Source organism: Heliomicrobium modesticaldum Ice1 (assembly GCF_000019165.1).
Classification (GTDB): domain Bacteria; phylum Bacillota; class Desulfitobacteriia; order Heliobacteriales; family Heliobacteriaceae; genus Heliomicrobium; species Heliomicrobium modesticaldum.
Map to the genome: position 1 here is coordinate 985,001 of NC_010337.2, position 21,634 is coordinate 1,006,634.

A 21,634-nucleotide genomic window follows, 5' to 3' on the forward strand; every position below is an offset into this window, starting at 1 on the left:
CATTGAAGGGAGTCCTCAGATATGCCGTCCCTCACCTATCAGGCCTGACGCGGCTTGTCGGTATCGCTTCCCTCGGATCCTCAGGCCAATAATGTTTCGGATACCTCCCCTTGAGATCTTTGCGCACCTCAAAATAGGCGTCCCGCCAAAAGCTGGCGAGATCCTGAGTGACCTGAACTGGGCGCTGAGCCGGGGAGAGCAGGTGCAGCGTCAGAGGAACCCTGCCCCGGCAGATCCGCGGTGTATCTTTCAGGCCAAACATCTCCTGAAGCCGGACGGCCAGCACCGGTGCTTCCGGTGTTCCATAATCGATGGGAACGCGCCGGCCGCTGGGAACGAGGATATGCGTGGGCGCGCATTCATCCAGTTCCCGTCGCCTATCCCAGGTAAGCGTCGCCTCCAGAATCTCCCTCACATCGAGCCGCTGCAGATCGTTGCGGCTTTTCATTCCATACAGATGCGGACCTAGCCAGTCCTCCAGTTTCGCCAGGAGCGCCTCATCGGATGCATCCAGCCAATCATCGTCCCAGCGTGCCATGAACTGGAGCCGTTCTTGGAATTGCCGAGCCGCCTTAGTCCAAGAAAGGATCGCGAGCCCCTCTTCTCGGACTCCGGCAAGTAGCGCCTTTTGGATCGCTTCCGGTTCGACATCGGCGAGGGACCTTTCACGCAACACCAGCGCACCCAGGCGCTCGCGCTGACGAGCCCGCACGGCTTGACTGGAGCGCTCCCAGACGACAAGCCTTTCCTTCTCGATCTGGCCCCCAAAATATCTCTCCAAATCTTCCGACTCGACCGGCGCAGCTAAAATGATGCGGCTCTCCGGTCCCTGATCGTCCAGCTCCGCCGCGACCAGATAAGGTGAATTGCAGAGCGGCTGAACATCGGCGAAAGCGGCACCTCGGCCGTTGCGCAGCAGAAAACGGCCATCTGGCCGTCGCTGGCCGATCCGGTCGGGGAAAGCGAAGGCGAGCAGAAGTCCGCAGGCGTCGACGCAGCTCTCCCACCTGTCAGACCGACAAACATCTTCCTCCATAAAAACAGGCAACACCTTCTCCGGCTGACTGGCAACATAGGCCTCGCTCTTTTCGTCGCAGGGCTCATCTCGCAGACCAAAGGCCCGTTGCAAAGCGCTCGCCTCGGCGAGAATCCGCCGGCGCGCCGCCAAGTCGACGGCGACGCCAAAAGCGGCACCGACGTCTTCCGAGTCGCGAAAATTCCCGTCCAAGGCCTCCAAACGCAATCGCAAGTCCGCGTCCCGCCTGACACCACCGTCTCGAAAAAAGTCTCGTTCACTTAAAATCGCGGCAAGACGACAGGCCACTTTCCCAAGACCCATTGGGATCGCCTGGAGGACCATATGGGCCAACCTAGGATGCAGCCCCGCCTCAGCCATGCGCCGGCCCTGCGGCGTGATCAGGCCGCCTGTGCCGCGTTGTCCATCGGCTTCGAGCGCTCCGAGTTGGATCAGCAACTCCCGGGCATGCAGAAAGGCGGCTGCAGGCGGAGGGTCAAGCCACTGCAGTTCTCCCGGATCCTTGATTCCCCAGGCAGCCAGTTCAAGCGCAAGCGGCGCCAGATCAGCCTCCAAGATCTCCGGCGCGCTGCGCGGCGCAAGCCGCAGATCCTCCGGCTGTGTCCACAGGCGGTAACAGACCCCCGGACCCAAGCGCCCCGCTCGTCCCCGGCGCTGATCAGCCGACGCCCGCGAGACCGGAACGGTTTCCAACCGCGACATTCCCGTTCGCGGTGAGAAGCGGGGCACACGCATAAGCCCGCTATCAACGACGACCCGGATGCCTTCTACTGTCAGGCTGGTCTCCGCGATCGATGTGGCCAGGACGACCTTGCGAATTCCGGGGGGGCACGGCGCGATCGCCCGATCTTGAGCATCCAGGGGCAGGCCGCCGTGCAGCGGGCAGATTCGTACCTTTCCTGTTCCCACCCCCATCTCGACCAGTCGTGCCTCCACCCGCCTGATTTCTTTCATGCCCGGCAAGAAAACAAGGATGTCGCCCTCATCATTCAGCAAGGCCTCCCGGACTGTCCGGGCCACCTGTGCCTCCATCGTTCCCTCGGTACGCCTTTCCAGATACCGCGTATCGACGGAAAAAGGGCGCCCCTCACTGGCGATGATAGGCGCATCTCCCAGAAGAGCCGCCACGGGCTCAGCGTCCAGGGTGGCCGACATGACCAGGATGCGCAGGTCCTCGCGCAAGAGCGCCTGTGACTGGAGGCAAAGCGCCAACCCCAAGTCAGCTGCGAGGCTTCGCTCATGAAACTCGTCAAAGATCACCAGCCCCACGTCTTCCAACGCCGGGTCGGCCTGCAGGCGCCGAGTGAGCACCCCTTCGGTGACTACCTCAATGGCTGTGCTCGGCCCTACCCGCGTCTCCAGCCGAACCCGAAAGCCCACCGTCTCCCCAACCGCCTCTCCAAGGCTCACTGCCATATGCCGAGCAGCCGAACGGGCGGCCAGGCGGCGCGGTTCCAGCATGATGATGCGACGACCTGCTAACCAGGGCTCATTGAGCAACGCCAGCGGCACCCGCGTCGTCTTGCCAGCGCCGGGCGGTGCCACCAGCACCGTGCTCGTCCGGACGCGCAGCGCTTCCTTCAAGGCGGGCAGAATTGCCTCAATCGGCAGCGAAGTCATCGTCTATCCCTTCCTCACTACGACCTTTCCCGGCATCGGCCGGTTGCGTTCCCCCCCGTTCACAGACGAACGGCGTTCTTGAGACGAGAAGCCAGTTGTCCGAGAAGGTGATAAGCCCTCTCCGCTTCGGCAACCGTTCGCAGCCCATAGCCGCAGGCCGGCGTCAGGATCAACTGCCGCCGCATCGCATCGCCAGAGACTCCGCAGTCTTCCATCACAGCCATTTGACCGGCAAGCTTTTGCAATAGTCCCTCCGTCGTCGCGACGGCTAGCTCGCTCGGCTCGGTCGGCACGAGCCCCCAGGCCAGCAGGCCGCCGCGAGACAAAAAGCGCGCCACCGCTTCGGCATGGCGGACGATCCCCTCGAAATGACGGCAGGCGTCAAAGCTGATGACATGGACGCCGCTGTCCAGAACCAGCGACCAGTCCGTATCGGCGCAGCAGTGCAGTCCTGCCAGCGCACCCGTCTGGCCGACTGCCTGCGCCATCGTCTGAACAAACCGGCGGGCCAGATCGACGTCAACCACATTTCCGTCACAGTCGGCATCCCCCCTGTTCTCAATAGGACCTAGACCCGCACCGGCAGCACCGTCTAATTCAGCGGCGCCCCTCGGAGCACAACCGGCAGGATCGTCTGACTTCCTCCCCACCCCACTCAGCCCCGGCTCGTCCACAAAGATCATCACCGGCCAGGGAAGCCGCCGCAGATCGCTCGCCATCCAGGATGCCTGCAGCGCCGCCGACGCGAGAACCAGTTCCCGCAGTTGCAGGTCATCCAGCAGGGATTGCCCGCGCTCATCGGTCACGTACCGCGCCGTCGTCAGCGGCCCAGCCAACTGCGCCTTGACCCAGTTTACCTTCCCCGGCCAGGCCCGCTCCAACAGGTCCTGGCGGAAGCGACGATAGTTCGGGCTTTTCTGCGCAAAAAGTGACTCGTCATTGCTGTACCACTCGATGGGCTCATCGACGCCACATTCCCCGACGCCACAAATCCGGGAAAACCGCGCCAACGCATCGGCAAACCCGTCAGCAGCGCGATCAACGACGGGTCTTCCGTCAGGAAGACGCCGGATCAGCCCCGCGCGCTCCCAGGGGGCAAGCCCCTGTTCCAGCAGCAGATCTTCCTGACATACAGCAGGAAGCTGCGGGCAGTGCGGCGCTTGGGGACACCCTGCCGCCACCAACGCCTTCGCCTCTGCATAACTATCGACAGGCAAACTGCCCATGGCCGTCACGATCGGAAACAACTGCGAACACCATCCTTATGCCCTTCATTCATTTACAAAACCTCTATCCATCAGTCAACCCTCGTTCCATTCAGCAGACCCTCGTTCCATTCAGCAAACCCTCGTTCCATTCACCTGAATCCGTGAGTCGACTTGGCAGTACCCCAATGATTTTCCACAAAAAGTAATTCGTATTACAAGAATTTAATCCAATTTCCTTAGATAGCCATTTGAACACGTCGCCTTATCAAAGAAGGTGGTGCCGTCAAGAAACGAGATCCATAAAAGCGTATAGCAAAGCTAACCTTTGACACATTTTACATCCAAAGGTCTATCCCATCGAATGAATTTGATTTTTTAGGAAATTCTTGCCGTTTACGAAAAAGCAAGATAGAGATCCTTAAACGTTGCGTACCAGGGACTATGCGCCCCGAGCCGGAGCTTCACTTGTCTGGCATGTCTCACCAATCGAGACGCAATGGTGATCACATTTTGAAGTACCGTGCGTATCCGGCGGCGCTGCGTATGGGCCTTTCTCTTTAGGGGAGAATCCGGATGGTGTAAGCTCATTTGACCAACGATGCGAAGCAGGTTATAGGCAAGCGCACCGAAATGAAAGACCAGATCATTGACCTTAAATTTTCCACTAGGCAGTCGTTCCAAATCAAGGTCCGTTTTTAACTCGCTATGGAATTGCTCGCTGGTTCCGTGATCTCTTTGCAAATGGATCAATTCTTCCGGCGAGACGGGTAACGACGTCCAGTACGTGGCCACTTCTAACTCTGGAAGCAGCAATTGCTGCCCATTGGACAAGATGGTTCGTTCCACGACATGGAAAACCACCCGTTCACGTTGTTCCATATTGCCGACCTTCCACATTACACTGCCCATATACTCCACTTTTCCTTCCCGAACAATTCGGGCCTGCCCATTTTTAAGGGCGATGTCCCTCCACATTTCGGGAGTTTCTTGGCGAAGGTTGCGTTTGATTATGTAGTCAACATTCTCTGCGCGGAGGACACGTATGTTATCGACGCTGTCAAAGCCGGAATCCATGCGTACCAGAAGCTTCTCAGCTCCGCACTGGCGTGCGTAATTGATGCTCTTTGTTAAGAACTGGGGCGTTCCTTTCTGGCTATGATCTTTGCCCGGACGCAGCTCAACGTTTATGCAGTAGCCTTCCTGACCGAGGTAGGCCAGTATGGGCGCAAAGCCATCATGACCTTTGTAGGTGCGCGTCACCCCCTCTTTTTTGGAACCGGAATTATCCAATGGCGTCACATCTACGTCTACCGTCAGATAGTCTGTAGCGCCGACCCGAACAGGTGTCAGGGGAGCTTTTGCTTTTTTGATGAGACGAGCAGATTCTTCCATAATGATGTCGTTCCATTTCAAATCCGTCTCAACAACCTTTTCAAATCGTTGTCGTAACGTGGGACTGGAGGGTACGATGTCGACGCCCATGGCGTATCGAAAAAAGTCATCTCCACGAGCCAGCTCAATCGCATCGAAGTCATTCTTTCCCTGACAGAGAAGGCCCAGGTAGCTCAGAGCAACAGTTCCGTGGCTTATATCTGGTGTCAAACAAGTGGGCACAGTGAACTTATCCAATCGCAATTTCAATGAAGTCTTTCTTAACAAGGCGCCCACGAGCGCCAATCCAGTTACCGGTGTAAGCTCCTCATTCGATTGCTCGATAATGAACTTCTTCATGGTCATGCATTCACCCCGTCGGTGAGTTTAAATCACTCCGATTAAACTCGTTTATCTCTATTATACGGGGAAATGCGCTGAATTTCGACTATTTACTTTTTATCCTGTCACTGATTCAGGATTCAGTAAACCCTCGTTCCATTCAGTAAACCCTCGTTCCATTCAGTAAACCCTCGTTCCATTCAGTAAACCCTCGTTCCATTCAGTAAACCCTCGTTCCATTCAGAAAACCCTTCGTCCGTTCATAAATCCCGTCATTCCAGCCATAGTCGATCACAAACGGAGTCACCCTATACCCAGCATGCGTCATCGAAGGGTGAACCATTGGACAAATTCAAAGTATAGCGCAGCTTCGCCTCTCCACGCAAACCTTGCGCTAGTCAGATCACACTCTTAACATAGATACATCCTTTCAAACATGCATATAATGAACAACCTTTGAGCAAACGATGAAAAATCCTCTAATGCGGAAGGATTCCTTCGAACCGATATGGAATGATCCTTATTCCAGGTTGGCTGGCATCCTTGATTTTTTTCGAACAGGTGATTTCATATGATCATCGATAAAAAAAGCGATTTCGACGTGGTCGATCTCTCCTTTGAGGAGATCGACAAGGGGTTCACGCCGCGCCAGGCCATCGCCGAGGCCAAGCGCTGCCTCGGCTGCGCCAAGCCCCATTGCCGTGCCGGCTGCCCCATTGAGAACGAGATTCCCCAGTTCATCAAAGCCTTGGCCAACGGCAACATCGGCGAGGCCAGCGCCATCATCGCCCGCCGCAGCAACCTCCCCGCCGTCTGCGGCCGCGTCTGCCCCCATGAGCAGCAGTGCGAGAGCCACTGCATCCTCAACAAAAAAGGCGAAGGGATCAAGATCGGCAAACTGGAGCGCTTCATCGCCGACTTCGACGCTGAAATGGAGATCACCCAGCCCGAAGCCTGCCCCGTCCAGAACAAAGGCAAGGTGGCCGTCATCGGGGCCGGCCCGGCCGGCCTTACCGTCGCCGGCGACCTGGCCAAGCAGTGTTTCGACGTGACCGTCTTCGACGCCCAAGAGGAACCGGGCGGCGTCCTCATCTACGGCATCCCCGACTTTCGCCTGAACAAAGAGGTGGTACGCCGGGAGATCCGCAAAATGGAACGGCTCGGCGTCACCTTCCGCAACAAGGTGCTCGTCGGCCAAGACATCACCATCGACCAACTGTTCCAAGAGGGCTATGACGCCATCTTCATCGGCACCGGCACCGCATTGCCCAAACGGCTCGACATCCCCGGCAACGACCTGGCCGGCGTCGTACAGGCCTCCTACTTCCTGCGCATCGTCGCCCTGGCCAACAGCGGCAAGATCAGCCCCCGCGAGATCCCCGTCTCCATCGGCGACAAGGTCTTCATCATCGGTGCCGGCAACGTGGCCATGGACGCCGCCCGGACCGCCCTGCGGCTCGGCGCCTCCGGCGTCACCGTCGTCCACCGCCGCGGGGAATCGGAGATCACGGCGCTGCGCAGCGAGTTCGAGCACGCCCGCGCCGAAGGTGTCACCTTCCGCTGGATGTCCTCGCCAGCCCGTTTCCTCGGCGACGAAAAAGTGACCGCCATCGAACTGGAGTCGATGGCCATCGACGAGTCGAACCAGCTTGTCGCCACAGGGGAGAAGCAGACGCTTCCTGCCGACAAGATCATCCTTGCCATCGGCCAGCGCCCTGCCGCGCGGATCATCTCCTCGGCCGGCGGCATCGAAGTCGACCCCAATGGCTACGTGATCACCCGGGAACGCCCTTACGGCATGACCACCCGGCGGGGTGTCTTCGCCGGCGGCGACGTAGTCCATGAACCGGCCACCGTCGTCCTGGCCATGAAGGAAGCGAAAAAAGTGGCCGCCGGCATCGCCATGTACGTCGAAGCCAAGAAGCTGATCGAAGAGTGCGGCGTCTGACCTAAAAGCGCGCCTGCCTCCGCTATCCGCTCCTGATGAATAAGACAAGCCCATAGAAGATCCGGCAAAAAAGCCCTCGCCCGACCTGTTGGCGCGCCGGGACGCAGGAAGGAAAAACAGACAGGGGAAGCCTCGGCCTCCCCTGTCTATCTATTCATCGTTATGCCTATTCCAGCCCCAGCGCTTGCAATTTCTCCTTCGTCGGCACACCGTCGGCGTCCCAACCGCGGGCCTCGTAATAGAGGGGCAGCAGCTCGTCGAGCTTATGCACCCAGCCCTTAGAGGGGCCTTCCGGCAGCGGCTCTTCCAGCAGGCGCTTCGGCAGCGTGTCATCGGCCTTCGTCAGCCCGGCCCGCATGTTGAAAAGGCGCTCCAGGTTGTAGATGCGATCGCCGGCTGCCAGCACCTCATCGGCCGTCCACTCAACGCCTGTGGCCGCGCTCAGCAGATCGGCGTAGTCGCTGGCGCCGAGGGCGAAGGAGGTGAAGAGGCACATACCGGCGGAGTCAATAGAAGCGGTCAGGTCCTGGAAGATCTTCGCCCAAAGCGGCTTGCCTTCCAGGGAGAAGCGGTCCAGTTTTTCCGGCAGGCCCAGGATCTCCGGCGAGATCATGTAACCGCGGACGTGGCAGCCGCCCCGGTTGGACGTGGCGTACTGGACGCCGTGCCCCTGGATGCCGCGCGGGTCATAAGCCGGCAGCTCCTGCTTCTTGACGGTCATCGAATACTCGGGGACGCCGTAGGACTCGGCCAGGCGGTAAGAGCCCATGGCCAGCTTGGCGCCGAAACCTTCAGCAGCGCCCATCTTCTTTGTCCACTCGACGATGGCGTCGGCGTTACCCCAGGTCAGTTCCGGTCCGTCCACTTCCTCGGCCTTGATGTAGCCCTTTTCAAAGAGCTCCATGGCGCAGGCGATGGTGGCACCAGCCGAGATGGTATCCAGGCCGTACTCGTTGCAGAGGTGGTTGGCCTTGATGATCGCCTTCATATCGTTGACGCCACAGTCGGAGCCGAAACACCAAATGGTTTCGTACTCCGGTCCGCCGCCTTCCATCTCATCGGCCTTGGTGTAGCGGCCGCAAGCGATGGGACAACGGTAGCAGGGATCCTTTTTCAGGAGGTATTTCTCGGCCAGCGTCTCGCCGGAGATGGCTTCGGCATCGTCAAAGACGCCCGTCTGGAAGTTGCGCGTAGGGAAGACGCCGCTCTCATTGATGATGTTGACGAGCACGGCCGTGCCGTAGGTGGGGAGGCCCTGTCCGGTGACGCCGTTTTCCCGGATTTTGGCCATGACGCCCTTCAAGATGCCCTTCATCCGCTCCGCGTCGGCCAATTGCACCTTGCCAGAGCCGCGCACGACGATGGCCTTGACGTTCTTCGAGCCGACAACAGCGCCAACGCCGGAACGGCCGGCGGCGCGGAAGCGGTCATTCATCACCGCCGCCATGGGCGAGAGGTTTTCCCCGGCCGGGCCGATACAGAGGACGCGGGCCTTCGGATCGCCCGCCTCTTCCAGCAACCTGTCCGTCGCTTCGTTGACCTTCATCCCCCAGAGATGAGCAGCGTCGCGGATCTCCACCTTGTCGTCTTGGATGCTGATGTAGACGGGCTTTTCCGACTTGCCTTCCAAGACGACAATGTCATAGCCAGCGTTCTTCAACTCCGGTCCCCAGAAACCACCCGAGTTGGAGCAGGCGATGGCGCCGGTCAAGGGCGACTTGGTGATCACCATGTAACGCCCGCCTGTGGGTGCATTCGTGCCGGTCAAGGGGCCGGTCATGATGAAGACTTTGTTCTCAGGGCTCAGGGCATCGATGGCAGGATCGATCTCTTGGGACAGCAGATAACTGCCGAGACCTCGGCCACCGATGAACTTTTTCGCCGCTTCCACATTGAGGGGTTCGCACTTGATCGTCTGTTCCGACAGATTGATGCGTAGCACCTTGCCTACATAAGCGTCCATAGATTGCCCTGGTTTCCAAAACCATAACAAATCGACTCTGTTACGATTCTGGCACGCTGGCGACTACCTCAGCGTGGGAAATCTCACAGGATTCGATTTCCTCGGATACAAGCCATCACTTGTACGCCATAGGGTGTTGCCACCGCCTCCCCTAGCAAAGATAGGGAAGTCCACCACAGCGAGGGGTGTTACCCCTTCCGTAAGGTTCACCGTCGTCTTCGCCTTTCACCGCGTGTACGAAGACCACTATGTACGTTACGCTACAAGTTCGAGGTTAGTCCGAGGATCTCTTTCCGGTGTGACCGCCAAAACTCAGGTGTTACACTTCCTTTCGTGATGATTTTCGCTTCTTTTTCGATCCGCTGATGGACCATGGACCATCGTTTCCATTCGGTGGTTTTTTTGAATGTGGGAAGGAGTTTTTCCCGCAAGAGCCTCGGGACTTTTTCTCGCATTCCGTAAGCCCTTCGGGCAATGACCAGGGCCGCGCCGTGGTGAACGTCCAGACCATACTGGTGGGTATACTTGTACAAGCCGATCTTCGACGTAAAGGCGGGCTTCACTTTCGTATACTCGATCCCGTTTCGGATACAGGCCCTTTCCAGCATAGCTCGCCGCAAGCGGTGATTTTCATTCCAGCACACCCTCTTTTTGCAATTAATCGAGGGTTTGTTTGATCCTCCGCCTGCCTCATGCGCCATAGATCCGGGCGCTAAAGCTCGTAATGATGGAGACTACGTCCTGCACCATTTCTTCATTCGGTTCAGTGGGGGGTAACGCCGAGCATTAGACTGGCTTTGGAAATAGAAACCGATGGATTCATGGATAAAGACCTCTGTGCTATCCTCTTTACGAAGTAGACGAATAGTCTAAACAAAAAGTTCCGCTTTTTTCCTTTTTGTTACGATTTTAGGAGAGCTGTTCAACCTCCTTTTGCATCGTAAGTGAATTTCATGCGGCCCTGCCGGCCTTATCGCTCGCTCGCACAAAAGTAAACTTGATACTTCTATCACTTGATTCAAATCATTTGACAAGTTCACGCAAATCCCTGCCTCTGTTGCGAAAAAAGTTAAAAAATTTTGCAAATATGCTTTCTAATGCATATTTGCATCCCTCGATTTGGCTTCATTTCGTAATAGACAACCAGGCCCCGTAGCTGGGCTCTTCCCCCCATCCATGGTGAGCGTCCAAGCCATGTTAAATGGAGTCCCGCTAGCGCCCTAGTCGCTTTCTGGCAAAAAAAGAACCGTCCCAGCTTTTTCGCAGAGAACGGTTCATCGCAACGATATTGCACCGATGTCTAGCTCACCACATTGATGGGCGAACCCTTCAAGAAGGCCTCGATATTGCCGGCCATCAGCTTAAAGAGCCGCTGCCGCGACTCCAGGCGCTGCCAGCCGATATGGGGGGTGAGGACCACATTGTCCAGCGTGAACAGGGGACTGTCGGGGGACAGCGGTTCCACCTCGTGCACATCCAGGGCCGCGCCGGCGATCTTGCCCTGCTGCAGCGCCTCGATCAGATCGGCCTCCTTGACGAGGGGACCCCGGGAGGTGTTGACAAGATAGGCCGTAGGCTTCATCAGACTCAGCCGCTCTTTGTTGATCAGGTGCCGTGTTTCAGGCAACAGGGGGCAGTGGAGGGTGACGAAATCGCTCTGCCGGAGCAGATCCTCCAGGCTGGCCGATTGAATCCGAGGGTTGCCCCAATCGCGCGGGATGGGATCGTAGACGAGGATATCCATCCCAAGCGCGACGGCCACCTTCATCACTTCCCGGCCGATGGCACCGCCGCCGATGACGCCGAGGGTCTTGCCGTTGACCTCGAAGTGCGGCACAGTCAGGTGTTCGGTGAAGTTGACGAAATTCTTCCGGCTGAGCATGATCTGCTGGCGCGACAGAGAGGAACTGTGGTTCAAGATGAAGGTGATGGCCAAGTGGGCGACGCCTTCTGTGCTGTAGCCGGGAACGTTGCATACGGTGATGCCCTTTTCCCGGGCGGCATCCAGGTCAATGTTGTTAAAACCGGTGCCGGCTTCACAGATCAGTCGGATCGATGGTGGGAATTGGGCAATGAGGTCTTTTCCCATGGGCAATTCCTTGGTGATGGCGATGTCCTGGCCTTGCAGCCGTTCGATGATCTCCTCGGGGCTGCTGCTGTCATAGGCCGTGACGGTGGTCAGCGCCGAGATCGGGGACAGGTCAATCTGGTGATCGTAGTTCAACTTCGCCAAGTTGAGGATGACTGTCTTCTTCATCGTACCCCCCCTGATCGGTTTTGTGAATGCTATTTTAAGTATAAAACTGCCTGGAAGGGCTGTCAATTGATCCGGCAACCCGACCAGCGATGGCGCAACCGAGCCCACTCTCAAGGGCTCCCGTCTGATGCGTTCACGCCCACTTCGCCGAACAAGGCCTTTACATTTGTATATCACAGCGGTATGGTAATAGGCAGCAAGGTGCTATTGGGACCTAATGAAAGGGATCGGCGCTAAGGAGAGGGAGTGGCGGTTGATGGAAATTAATAGAAGTTAACAGGAGCTAATGGGCGCTGATGAGGGCTGGCGTGAGCTAACGGGAGCTGGCGGCGCTGATGGGCGCTGGCGTGGGCTAAAGGGAGCTGGCGGGGTTGATGAGAACCAGCGGGGGTTAATAGAGGTTTATGGGTACTAATGAGGCCTGATGGGATCAAATAGGTAAACGAGGGCGCATCATGAAACGAACCATTCCTTACGACGTCATCATTGTCGGCGCCGGATTCGGCGGTCTTACTGCCGCCGCTTGTCTGGCCCATAAGGGGCAACGGGTCCTCCTCTGTGAGCGATCGGGAGCGCTGGGCGGCTGCGCCGGAAGGTTTGAGCGGGGCGGCTACCGTTTTGCCGCCGGGGCAACCGTCGGAATGGGCTTAGAAGCAGGCGGCGTTCTTCATGATCTTTACGGCCGGTTGCGCATCCCCTTACCAAAATGGGAAGCACCGCCGGTGATCATGGACATCCATCTCCCCGACGGTGCTTTTCCCTACTGGCGCTCGAAAACGCGCTGGTATGAAGAGGCGAGCCGCCAGTTCCCTCGGGAAAGCGACCGCGTAATCGCTTTTTTTGAAGAGGCCCTTCAGGTCGCCCAGTGGCTCGACCCGGTCATCAGGAGGCGTCCCCTCTTCCCGCCGACGGACGTCGCAACAGCCGTCCGGTTGCTTTCGCTGGCCGACAGTCAAACCGTCCGCTTGTTGCCCTTTCTCACCAGCACGATCGCCGACAGGCTGCAGCGTTTCGACCTGGAGAAAGCCCGGCGCTTTCTCTGTTTTTTAAACGGCCAACTCATCGACAGCGTCCAGACGACAGCCGAACAGTGCCCCGCCTTTTTGGGCTATGCCGCCCTTTCTACCTTCCACCGAGGCGCTTTCGCCATCCGCGGCGGTCTTGCCACAGTGGCCGAAGACCTGGCCCACGCCATCATCCGAGATGGCGGCGAGATTCGAAGACACTGTGACATTCGGACCGTCGAACGAAGCGCCGCCGGCTGGCTGGTGACGAACCAATACGGCGAAGGGTTTATGGGAAAGAGGCTGGTCCTGAACAACTCGCTGCACAGCCTCCACCACCTCCTCCCGGAAGGGCTCAGAAAAGCCGTCGCCGTCGATGTTGCGCGTGAACAGCGCCGGCCGGCCTGGGGCGCTTTCGTCCTCTATGTGGGCTGTAAAGATACGAGCGACTTGCCTGGCCGCGGTGGGTGCCGTCAAGCTAGCGCCCCTGGCGACCGTCTCTTTCATCAATTCATCGGATCTTACGACCTGCCGCCGACAGAAGGAAACCAGTTCCTGCTCTCCCTCTCTTCGCCGGAGGATCGGCTTTTCGCTCCGGCAGGGAAACGATCGATCACTATTTCCACCCACACCGCCGTGGCCCAGTGGTGGGAACCTGGTCGCTATGACAGCTTGAAGGCAGCGTATCAGCAGCGGATCCTCGATACGGTGTCCAGGAGCTTTCCCGGTTTTCAGACGACTATCGAACAGGTCTTGCCGGGAACACCGGTCACCTGGGCGCGCTTCACCGGCCGCCATCAGGGCAAGGTCGGCGGCTACATCCCCACCGGTCCCCTCAGTTGGCTGCGCAGCTATCCTGTCCGCTCCGGTCAGTCCGATCTCTGGTTCTGCGGCGATACGGTCTTTCCCGGCGCCGGGACCTTGGGAACAGCCCTGTCAGGGATGACCGTGGCCGATCAGATGACCAGGTAGGCGGTTCTCCGGTCTCACACCACTGTAAAGAAGCGACAAGGGGGCCTCATCACTCCCTTGTCGCTTCTTTCTCGTTCTATCTTTTTCCAGCTTTCTGTGGCTCTGGCCCTGTTGCGGTGATATCCACAGTCGGACCAAGCAAAAGGGCTTACATCCGTGTCCGGATCCGCTCCAGCGCCTTCACCGTGTTTTCCCGGGTGCCAAAGGCGGTCAGGCGGAAGTAGCCTTCGCCGCTGGCGCCGAAGCCGGCGCCGGGCGTGCCGACCACGTTGGCCACGCTGATCAGCTTATCGAAGAAGTCCCAAGAGCTCATGTTGTCGGGGGTCTTCAGCCAGATATAGGGGGCGTTGACGCCGCCAAAGACCTTATAGCCGGCTTCGACGAGGCCTTCGCGGATGATCCGGGCATTTTCCATGTAGTACTCGATGGTCTCCTTGACCTGCTTTTTGCCGGCTTCGGTATAAATGGCCGCCGCAGCCGCCTGAACCGGGTAGGAAACGCCGTTGAACTTGGTCGTCTGCCGACGCAGCCAGAGCCCGTTCAAGCTGTAGGCTCTGCCTTCGCGGTCGTAGGCCATGACCTCTTTCGGCACGACGGTAAAGGCGCAACGGGTGCCGGTGAAGCCGGCCGTTTTGGAGAAGCTGCGGAATTCGACAGCCACCTCGCGGGCGCCTTCGATCTCATAGATGCTGCGAGGGATGTGTGCTTCTTGAATGAAGGCCTCATAAGCGGCGTCATAGAGAATGATCGACTTGTTTTCCCGGGCGTAGTCGACCCACTGCTTCAGTTCTTCTTTCGTCAGGGTCATGCCGGTGGGGTTGTTCGGGAAGCAGAGGTAGATCATGTCGACCCGTGTCTTCGGCAGCTCCGGCTTCATGCCGTTGGCCTCGGTGCAGGGCAGGTAGACGATGTCGTCGAACTGGCCCTTTTCGTTGAAGGCGCCGGAGCGTCCGGCCATGACGTTGCTGTCCACATAAACAGGGTAAACGGGGTCGGTGACGGCGACGATGTTGCCGATGCCCAGGATCTCCTGGAAGTTGGCCGTATCGCACTTGGACCCGTCGCTGACAAAAACCTCGTCCATGCCGAGGTCGATGCCGCGGGGCTTGTAGTCGTTTTCAATGATCTGCCCGATGAGGAAGTCATAGCCCTGCTCAGGGCCATAGCCGCGAAAGGTCTCGGCGCGGCCCATCTCATCGACAGCTTTTTTCATGGCCTCGACGACGGCCGGCACGAGGGGACGCGTCACATCGCCGATTCCAAGTCGGATGATGTCAGCCTCGGGGTTTGCTTTCTTAAATTGATTCACCCGCCGGGCGATCTCGGAAAAAAGATAGCTTCCGGGAAGCTTCAGGTAATTCTCGTTCACCAACGCCATGGTTATGGTCAATCCTTTCTTTACGCATACATTTCCAGCTTATTATATCGTCGGCGGATCTTATTTTTCAACCGTTCCTTTCTTCCTATCACCACTCCGTCATTCCTCTTTCATCGAACCACGGTTAGAGGGACCTTAGTCCGTCCCCGCCAAAGGTCTCTCCCGGCGCTTCGACCTTCGTGCCGTCAGAGGCCATGCGCTATCGATGATAGGTCTCCCCCCGATTCACCTTACAGCCACGATAGACCTGCTCCAACAAAATCAACCGCACCAGCTGATGGGGAAAGGTCAACCGCGACAAGGACCACTTGGCCTTACACACAGCATGCACTTCCTTAGAAAGCCCCAACGTCCCCCCAATGAAGAACACGACCAAGTTCGGCCCATAGAGTTCCCATCGCCGCATCTTATCCGCCAGGTCCTCCGTCGACCACATCTCCCCCCGAGGATCGAGCGCCACGCCGATATAATCCTTATCTCCAGCGGCCGCCAGCAGGCGGTCACCTTCTTTTCTCTTGATCAACGCCGCTTCCGTGTCAGATGGCTTGTCCGGCACCTTCTCGTCAGGCACCTCGATGATCTCCAAACGGGAATAGGCCCCCAGGCGTTTTATATACTCCCGGAGGCCTTCTTTCAGATACTTCTCTTTCAGTTTCCCGACGGCGACAATGCGGATATGCAGCATCGTCTAACCCTCTTCCATTTGCCTCAGCATGTATCGCTTCGACTATTCAATACAGGTATTATCTTTTCCAGGCGACGGCATCAGCTTGCTTCTGCTTGTTTACTGGCTTACCCTACCTTGCTTGAGTTACTGGGCAAAGTATTCCTTCTCCGACACCAGTCCATACACAGCCCACTTCTCGGCAGCCAGGACGCCTTTACCTTGGGGGACCTTGGCCATGATCAGGACGTACTTCTGCTGTGTCTCGTTGTTCTGGACCATGACGCGCGCCCAATTGGCGTCTTCTGAGAAGGCGACCGACTGCATGGTCATCAGGTCGCCGAGGGTGACGTTGGTGACTTCCCAACTGCCGCCTTTGCCGGCCAGGGCTTTGATGTTCTTGGCGGTGACGGCGTTCAGCGGGTCATTGCCCGTATCCCAAGGACCGCGTAACGCTTCGGTGTGGTTGAACTTCAGGGCCGTGAGGAAGGCTTTGGCCTCTTTGACAACCTTGCCGGTAGCCGGGCTGTCGACGAAGGCGCTGTTGCCGACGACTTTCCAGCCGTCTTTCGTTTTCGCCAAGTCCCAGATGCGGGCGGACATGATCGGCTGCTCATTGCCGATGGTCACCATATAGCGGAAGAGGACGTGGGCTTTGTTGCCGTCCACATCGATCTTGTAGGGAACCACTTCGACCTTCACGTCGCCTTTGCGTTTGGCGTCTTTAAACTGCTTGACCGCTTCGTTGAAGACCATCTTTTCGTCCTGGAGGGCGTCGGCGACACCTTGTTTGCCGAAGGATTTTTCCAGGAGCTTGGCGTCGCCGGTCATGAAGGCCTTAAATCGGTTGGTCAGGGCGTCCTTGACGGCGGTCATGACCTCCTGCTCGGCCACCGTCTGGGCTTGGACCGGCTGCAGCTGCTGCTGGGCCGATACGGGGATGCCCTGGTAAGCCACCACCGGCGTCAGGACGAAGGTGAGCAGGCCGGAGAGGAGCAGGGCAAAGGGTACCCAGCCCCAGGAGGACGGTTTCGGCTTTTCCGCCGCAGCGGCATGTCCGTGAGTGTCATGATCATGGGCATTGTGTCCTGGGGCGTCATGACCATGGCTGTCAATCTGCCCGTGACCGTCATGACTGTGCGCATCATGCCCATGGGCGAGGCATGGGGCACCGTGACCATGACAGTCGTGGTGGCCCTGTCCATGGTCGTGATCGTGACCTTGTCCATGGCAGTGCCCGTTCTGGGCGCAGCCGTGCATATCCTGTGTCATCGTTTGCATCCGCCTTTCTTCATCTCTGTAGTTGCCAAGAAGAACTCCGGACCGAAATCCCGCATGGGTGGGGTTCCAGCCGGAGTTCCTTTTTCGCTTATCCTTTACTGCCCGTTCCTGTTGACGCGACGTGATGACTTACTGCGGCGGCAATTCGCCGAGGGTGACCGATAAGGTCTGTTTCTGGTCTTCCCGGACGACGGTGACGTTAACCGTGTCGCCCACCTTATAGGCGAAGAGTTCTTTTTGCAGTTCCATCCGGTTGCGAACCGGCTTGTCGTTGATGGCGATGAGGATGTCGTTGTTCTGCATGCCCGCCTTCTGGGCAGGCCCGCCCGGCGACGGCTTGACGACGACGCCGTAATCCACAATCAGATTGTACTTCTGGGCCAGTTCTTTGTCGACATCCATGATCAGGGTCACGCCGAGGGCGGCCCGGGAGACCTTGCCCTTGGCGCGCAATTCGTTGACGATCTGCATGACCTGGTTCGAGGGGATGGCAAAACCCATGCCCTCAAAGCCCTGGACGGCGATCTTGATCGAGTTGATGCCGATCACCTCGCCGTTGGCGTTCAAGAGGGCGCCGCCCGAGTTACCAGGGTTGATGGCGGCGTCTGTTTGGATCAGGTTGAAGGCGTAGCCTTCCGGCGTGTTCAGTTGGCGGTTGAGTCCTGAGACGATGCCCTGGGTCACCGAACCGGCGAACTCCTTGCCGCCGGGGTTGCCGATGGCGATGGCCAGCTCGCCCACGCTGAGCTTTGATGAGTCGCCGAACTTGGCGACAGGCAGGTTATCCAGGTTGATTTTGATCACGGCCAGATCGGTCTTCGGATCGGAGCCGACGAGGGTGGCCGGAGCAGTCCGGCCATCGGTGAGGGTGACGACCAGTTCAGCCGCGCCGGCGACAACGTGGTGGTTGGTGACGATGAAGCCAGCCCCGTCGAAGATGACGCCGGAGCCGGTGCCCTGTTCCTCGATGCGGTTGCCCCGGAAGAATTGGCTCACCCGCACCCGGTTAGAAATGCCCACGACGGCAGGACCGACGGCGCGGGCCACCTGGACGACGCGGTTCCCGTCCAGGCTTACCTGGGCCGGGTCGGCTACCTGCGGCGGCAGCGCGTAGCCGGAAGGCGGCGGCGTGCTCGGCCCAGGGGCTGGCGCATGAGGGGCGAAGTACTGGGAGATGTAGCCGCCGAGGACGGCGGCGGCGAGGGCGACCACAAAGTACGAGAGCAGTCCGGGTCGGCCTTTCGGCGGTTTCCCAAAAGGCCCGGAGGGGTAACCGCCGCCATAGGGACCTTGGCTGTAGTGATTGGATGAATTGCCCCTATGGTTGTAAGGACTCGCGGAGCTCTCCCGATAAGGACCCTTTTCTTCGAAGTAACTCATCCGGCGTTCCTCCGTTTCGAAACTGTCCGTTCCTGTTCGAATCGGTTATACAACAAAACAACTGTACACCGAGCGACAATGCCGCCTTCTCGCTAGATTTCCTCCAGGGGGTGGGGCTCATACCGGGGCGCTACAGATAGTCGCACCTGTTCAGTTCGGGCGCCGCTGCGGCCTTCCGCTCCCGGTTCCGGCCAAGGCAAGGCACGCCCTTCAGCGACAGCCAGGACGCCTTCCAAAGCGACTGCGCCGTCGCCAACGAGCTGGACCGCATGTTCATTTTCCGTCAGGATGGATGCGACCGTATGGACGGCCAGATCGGGGCGGTTGTTTTCCTGGCTCAAATGAGACAGCAGCACCTGCCGGACGGCGCCGTCGCAGAGCTTGACCAATGCCTCACCGGCGTCGGGGTTGGAGAGGTGGCCCTTGTCCGAGGCGATGCGGCGCTTTAAGTGGGCCGGGTAGGGGCCGGTTTGCAGCAGCTTCGGGTCATAATTGGCTTCAAAGATCAGCCCCTGGCAGTCGATGAGGCGGCGGCCCATGCCTCGGGTGACGTAGCCTATGTCGGTTGCAATGCCGAGGCGGCTGTCGCCATCGTCGATGGTCATGCCGATGGGCGCACGAGCGTCGTGAGGGGTGGGGAAAGCTTCGATCTCCAGGTTTTTCAGGGTCACTTTTTTATTGGGATCGATCAGGCGGACCTGCGCCTCCGGCACGTCGCCGATGGCGTGCTTCATGCCCTCCCAGCAACCTTCGCTGGCGTAGACGGGCAACTTGTAGCGCCGCGCCAGGACGCCGACGCCGCGGATGTGATCGATGTGCTCGTGGGTGACCACAATCGCGTCGATCGTCCGGGGATCGACGCCAACAGCGGCCAATCCCTTTTCCACCGCCTTGCCCGCCAGACCGGCATCCACCAAGAGCCGCGTCTGCTTGCCTTCCACAAAAGCGCAGTTGCCGCTGGAGCCGCTAGCAATCGTCGTATACCGCATGCTGCCTCCGTTGCCACCGGTGAATCCGAATGGCGTATTCTTTCCGATCCAGATGGACCGGGATGATCGACAGATCCCGCTGCCACGCCGCGGCGTCCAGCCGGTCAAAAAACAAAGCCGCCCATTCTCGACCAGGATCGGCGATGATAAACTCGCCCCCTGGCGCCAAGTGGGTCGTCAGGATCGTCTCCAGGTTACCGTGCAGCGTCCGCTCATAGAGGATGTCGGAGCCGATGATCAGCGAAAAGTTGCCCATAGCGGGAAAGCGCCGCCAGTCGGCCCAGACCCGCTCGGTCTTTACACCATTTCGGGCGGCGTTTTCCCCGGCCAGTTCCAGGGCCGCCGGGATGAAGTCGGTCTGCGTCACCTCGGCGCCTTTCAGGGCGGCCACGATGCCCGACAGGCCGAGGCCGCAGCCCAGTTCCAGGACCTGGCGCTCTTGCATGTCCACCTGACGCCAGAGGTAGGCGGCCAAGCCGAGCGACGCCGGCCAAAGCTCTGCCCAGAAGGGCAGGTCATCTTCCTCCTGGGCGGCAGAGATCAGATCATCTACATTGCCGATCCGGGTAAAGGTCAGCACAGGGCCGCCCGGTACGGCGATCAGTTCAGTGACCCGCTGCAACGGCTGTTTCCTTCTTTCTGCGATAGGTGCTGTGCATCGAAAGCAAATGGTGGCTTCGTCGAACATACGCAGGCGGCGCAAGCGCGCCGTCAGTACAGCGATGATGGGTTCAACAAGGCCTCATCGCTGGTTCATCAAGAGGTCGGAGCGCAGCGTCGCGACAAGGGGCCAATCGGGCAGCAGAAGCGCAAAGTCGCGACAAGGGGGCAATCGGGCAGCAAAAGAAGACAGCCGCGACGAAAACAGCCCTAGGATGCGCCGAGAAAGGGCCGCGCAAAAATCCTTTAGGAGATCCGCCGCACCCGCGCGCCGAGGCCGGTCAGTTTTTCTTCCAGGTGCGCATAGCCGCGCAGGACGTGGTGGAGGCAGGAGACCTCCGTTTCGCCGTCGGCCATCAGCCCGGCGATGATCAGCGCCGCGCCAGCCCGCAGGTCCGAGGCCTTCACCTGGGCGCTCGACAGCCGCGCCACGCCGTCGATGACGGCAGTCCGGCCCTCGATCTTGATCTGGGCGCCCATGCGCTGCAGTTCGTCGACAACGCGCAGGCGGTTTTCATACACGTTTTCGACGATCATGCTGATGCCCTTGACCGTCGACAGCAGCGCCATCAACGGGGATTGCATGTCCGTCGGAAAACCGGGATAGGGGAGGGTCTTCACATCGACAGGCCGAAACAGGCCGGCGCCGTCGACAAAGATCTGATCGTCGCCCTCTTCGACGCGGACGCCGATCTCGCGCAGTTTCGACGTGATGGCGTGCAGGTGGGTGGGGATCACGTTTTCCACGATCACCCGACCGTGTGTCGCCGCCGCAGCGATCATGTAGGTACCCGCCTCAATACGGTCAGGGATGACGGTGTAACGAGTGCCTCTGAGTTCGCTGACGCCGTCGACGCGGATCACATCCGTACCGGCGCCGCGGATGCGGGCGCCCATGGCGTTGAGGAAGTTGGCCAGGTCGACGATCTCCGGCTCCTTGGCGCAGTTCTCAATGATCGTCTGTCCCTGGGCCATGGCGGCGGCCATCATGATGTTCTCCGTCGCGCCCACGGAGGGGAAGTCGAGGTAGATCTTGCCGCCTTTCAGTCGCTTGCCGCCGGCCACGCCGCCGCGGATGTACCCGTGTTCGATCTTCAGTTCAGCGCCGAGGACAGAGAGACCTTTGATATGTAAATCCATGGGCCGGGTGCCGATGTTGTCGCCGCCCGGCAGGGCCACCTCGGCCCAGCCGAAGCGTCCCAACAAGGCACCCAGCAAGAGGTTTGATGCTCGCAACTTCTTGGCCAGTGTATAAGACGTCTTGCAGGAGATGGTATCAGGCACATGGAGACGGATGACGCCGCGCTCCAGCCATTCCCCTTCGCCGCCCATTTCGCGGCAGATCTCCATCACGACGTCCACATCGGTGATTTCCGGGATATTTTCTAAAATCGTCTCGCCCTGGGCCAGGAAACAGGCGGCCATGACGGGCAGCGTCGAGTTCTTGGCGCCGCTGATGGGTACGCGCCCTTCCAGGGGGATCCCCCCCTGAATCAACAGTTTGCCCAACGAGCATCGTTCCCCTTTCTACTGTGGCAAAGGCGTCGGCGGCTTGGGGTCG

At 59.0% G+C, this 21,634-nt stretch carries 15 protein-coding genes; 2 read left to right on the plus strand and 13 right to left on the minus strand.

The features are described 5' to 3' along the window. Positions 1-31 precede the first annotated feature (31 nt). The 3 genes from hrpB to HM1_RS04420 form a co-directional block, all read right to left on the minus strand. Positions 32-2,656 (minus strand): ATP-dependent helicase HrpB, encoded by a 2,625-nt coding sequence (gene hrpB / locus HM1_RS04410; protein ID WP_012282095.1) that lies wholly within the window; start codon positions 2,654-2,656, stop codon positions 32-34. Between the two features lie 59 nt (positions 2,657-2,715). Then, positions 2,716-3,903 carry a uroporphyrinogen decarboxylase/cobalamine-independent methonine synthase family protein gene (locus HM1_RS04415; RefSeq protein ID WP_012282096.1) on the minus strand — a complete coding sequence of 396 codons (1,188 nt, stop codon included), beginning with the start codon at positions 3,901-3,903 and terminating at the stop codon, positions 2,716-2,718. Between the two features lie 354 nt (positions 3,904-4,257). After that, on the minus strand, positions 4,258-5,601 hold the full coding sequence (locus HM1_RS04420) for an IS1380-like element ISHmo1 family transposase (protein WP_012281207.1): 1,344 nt from the start codon (positions 5,599-5,601) through the stop codon (positions 4,258-4,260). 547 nt (positions 5,602-6,148) lie between these two features. Here HM1_RS04420 and HM1_RS04425 point away from each other — a divergent pair. After that, a complete protein-coding gene (locus tag HM1_RS04425; protein ID WP_012282097.1) occupies positions 6,149-7,525 on the plus strand; it encodes an NAD(P)-dependent oxidoreductase in 1,377 nt (458 codons plus the stop codon). A 166-nt stretch (positions 7,526-7,691) separates the two neighbouring features. Here the strand turns inward: HM1_RS04425 and HM1_RS04430 are convergent, their stop codons facing one another. From HM1_RS04430 to HM1_RS04440, 3 genes are all read right to left on the minus strand, one after another. Further along, on the minus strand, positions 7,692-9,488 hold the full coding sequence (locus tag HM1_RS04430) for an aldehyde ferredoxin oxidoreductase family protein (RefSeq protein ID WP_012282098.1): 1,797 nt from the start codon (positions 9,486-9,488) through the stop codon (positions 7,692-7,694). Positions 9,489-9,748: 260 nt separating this feature from the next. Further along, a complete protein-coding gene (locus HM1_RS04435; protein WP_236995042.1) occupies positions 9,749-10,132 on the minus strand; it encodes a transposase in 384 nt (127 codons plus the stop codon). A 656-nt stretch (positions 10,133-10,788) separates the two neighbouring features. Then, positions 10,789-11,745, minus strand: a complete 957-nt coding sequence (locus HM1_RS04440; protein ID WP_012282100.1) for an NAD(P)-dependent oxidoreductase — start codon at positions 11,743-11,745, stop codon at positions 10,789-10,791. A 455-nt stretch (positions 11,746-12,200) separates the two neighbouring features. Here HM1_RS04440 and HM1_RS04445 point away from each other — a divergent pair, with 455 nt between their 5' ends. Then, entirely contained in the window at positions 12,201-13,721 is a 1,521-nt protein-coding gene (locus HM1_RS04445; protein WP_012282102.1) for a phytoene desaturase family protein, read from the plus strand. Positions 13,722-13,869: 148 nt separating this feature from the next. Here the strand turns inward: HM1_RS04445 and HM1_RS04450 are convergent, their stop codons facing one another. From HM1_RS04450 to murA, 7 genes are all read right to left on the minus strand, one after another. Beyond that, positions 13,870-15,099: an LL-diaminopimelate aminotransferase gene (locus HM1_RS04450; protein ID WP_012282103.1), complete on the minus strand. Its 1,230-nt coding sequence runs from the start codon at positions 15,097-15,099 to the stop codon at positions 13,870-13,872. Between the two features lie 199 nt (positions 15,100-15,298). Beyond that, positions 15,299-15,784: a 23S rRNA (pseudouridine(1915)-N(3))-methyltransferase RlmH gene (gene rlmH, locus HM1_RS04455; protein WP_012282104.1), complete on the minus strand. Its 486-nt coding sequence runs from the start codon at positions 15,782-15,784 to the stop codon at positions 15,299-15,301. A gap of 126 nt (positions 15,785-15,910) precedes the next feature. Next, positions 15,911-17,035 carry a hypothetical protein gene (locus HM1_RS16430; RefSeq protein ID WP_012282105.1) on the minus strand — a complete coding sequence of 375 codons (1,125 nt, stop codon included), beginning with the start codon at positions 17,033-17,035 and terminating at the stop codon, positions 15,911-15,913. A 138-nt stretch (positions 17,036-17,173) separates the two neighbouring features. Then, positions 17,174-18,424, minus strand: a complete 1,251-nt coding sequence (locus HM1_RS04470; protein ID WP_012282106.1) for a S1C family serine protease — start codon at positions 18,422-18,424, stop codon at positions 17,174-17,176. Positions 18,425-18,516: 92 nt separating this feature from the next. Continuing rightward, entirely contained in the window at positions 18,517-19,413 is an 897-nt protein-coding gene (locus HM1_RS04475; protein ID WP_012282107.1) for an MBL fold metallo-hydrolase, read from the minus strand. Next, on the minus strand, positions 19,391-20,035 hold the full coding sequence (locus HM1_RS04480) for a class I SAM-dependent methyltransferase (protein ID WP_012282108.1): 645 nt from the start codon (positions 20,033-20,035) through the stop codon (positions 19,391-19,393). The genes HM1_RS04475 and HM1_RS04480 overlap by 23 nt, the downstream gene beginning before the upstream one ends. Before the next feature lie 284 nt (positions 20,036-20,319). Beyond that, entirely contained in the window at positions 20,320-21,582 is a 1,263-nt protein-coding gene (gene murA / locus HM1_RS04485; protein ID WP_012282109.1) for a UDP-N-acetylglucosamine 1-carboxyvinyltransferase, read from the minus strand. Between the last annotated feature and the right edge of the window lie 52 nt (positions 21,583-21,634).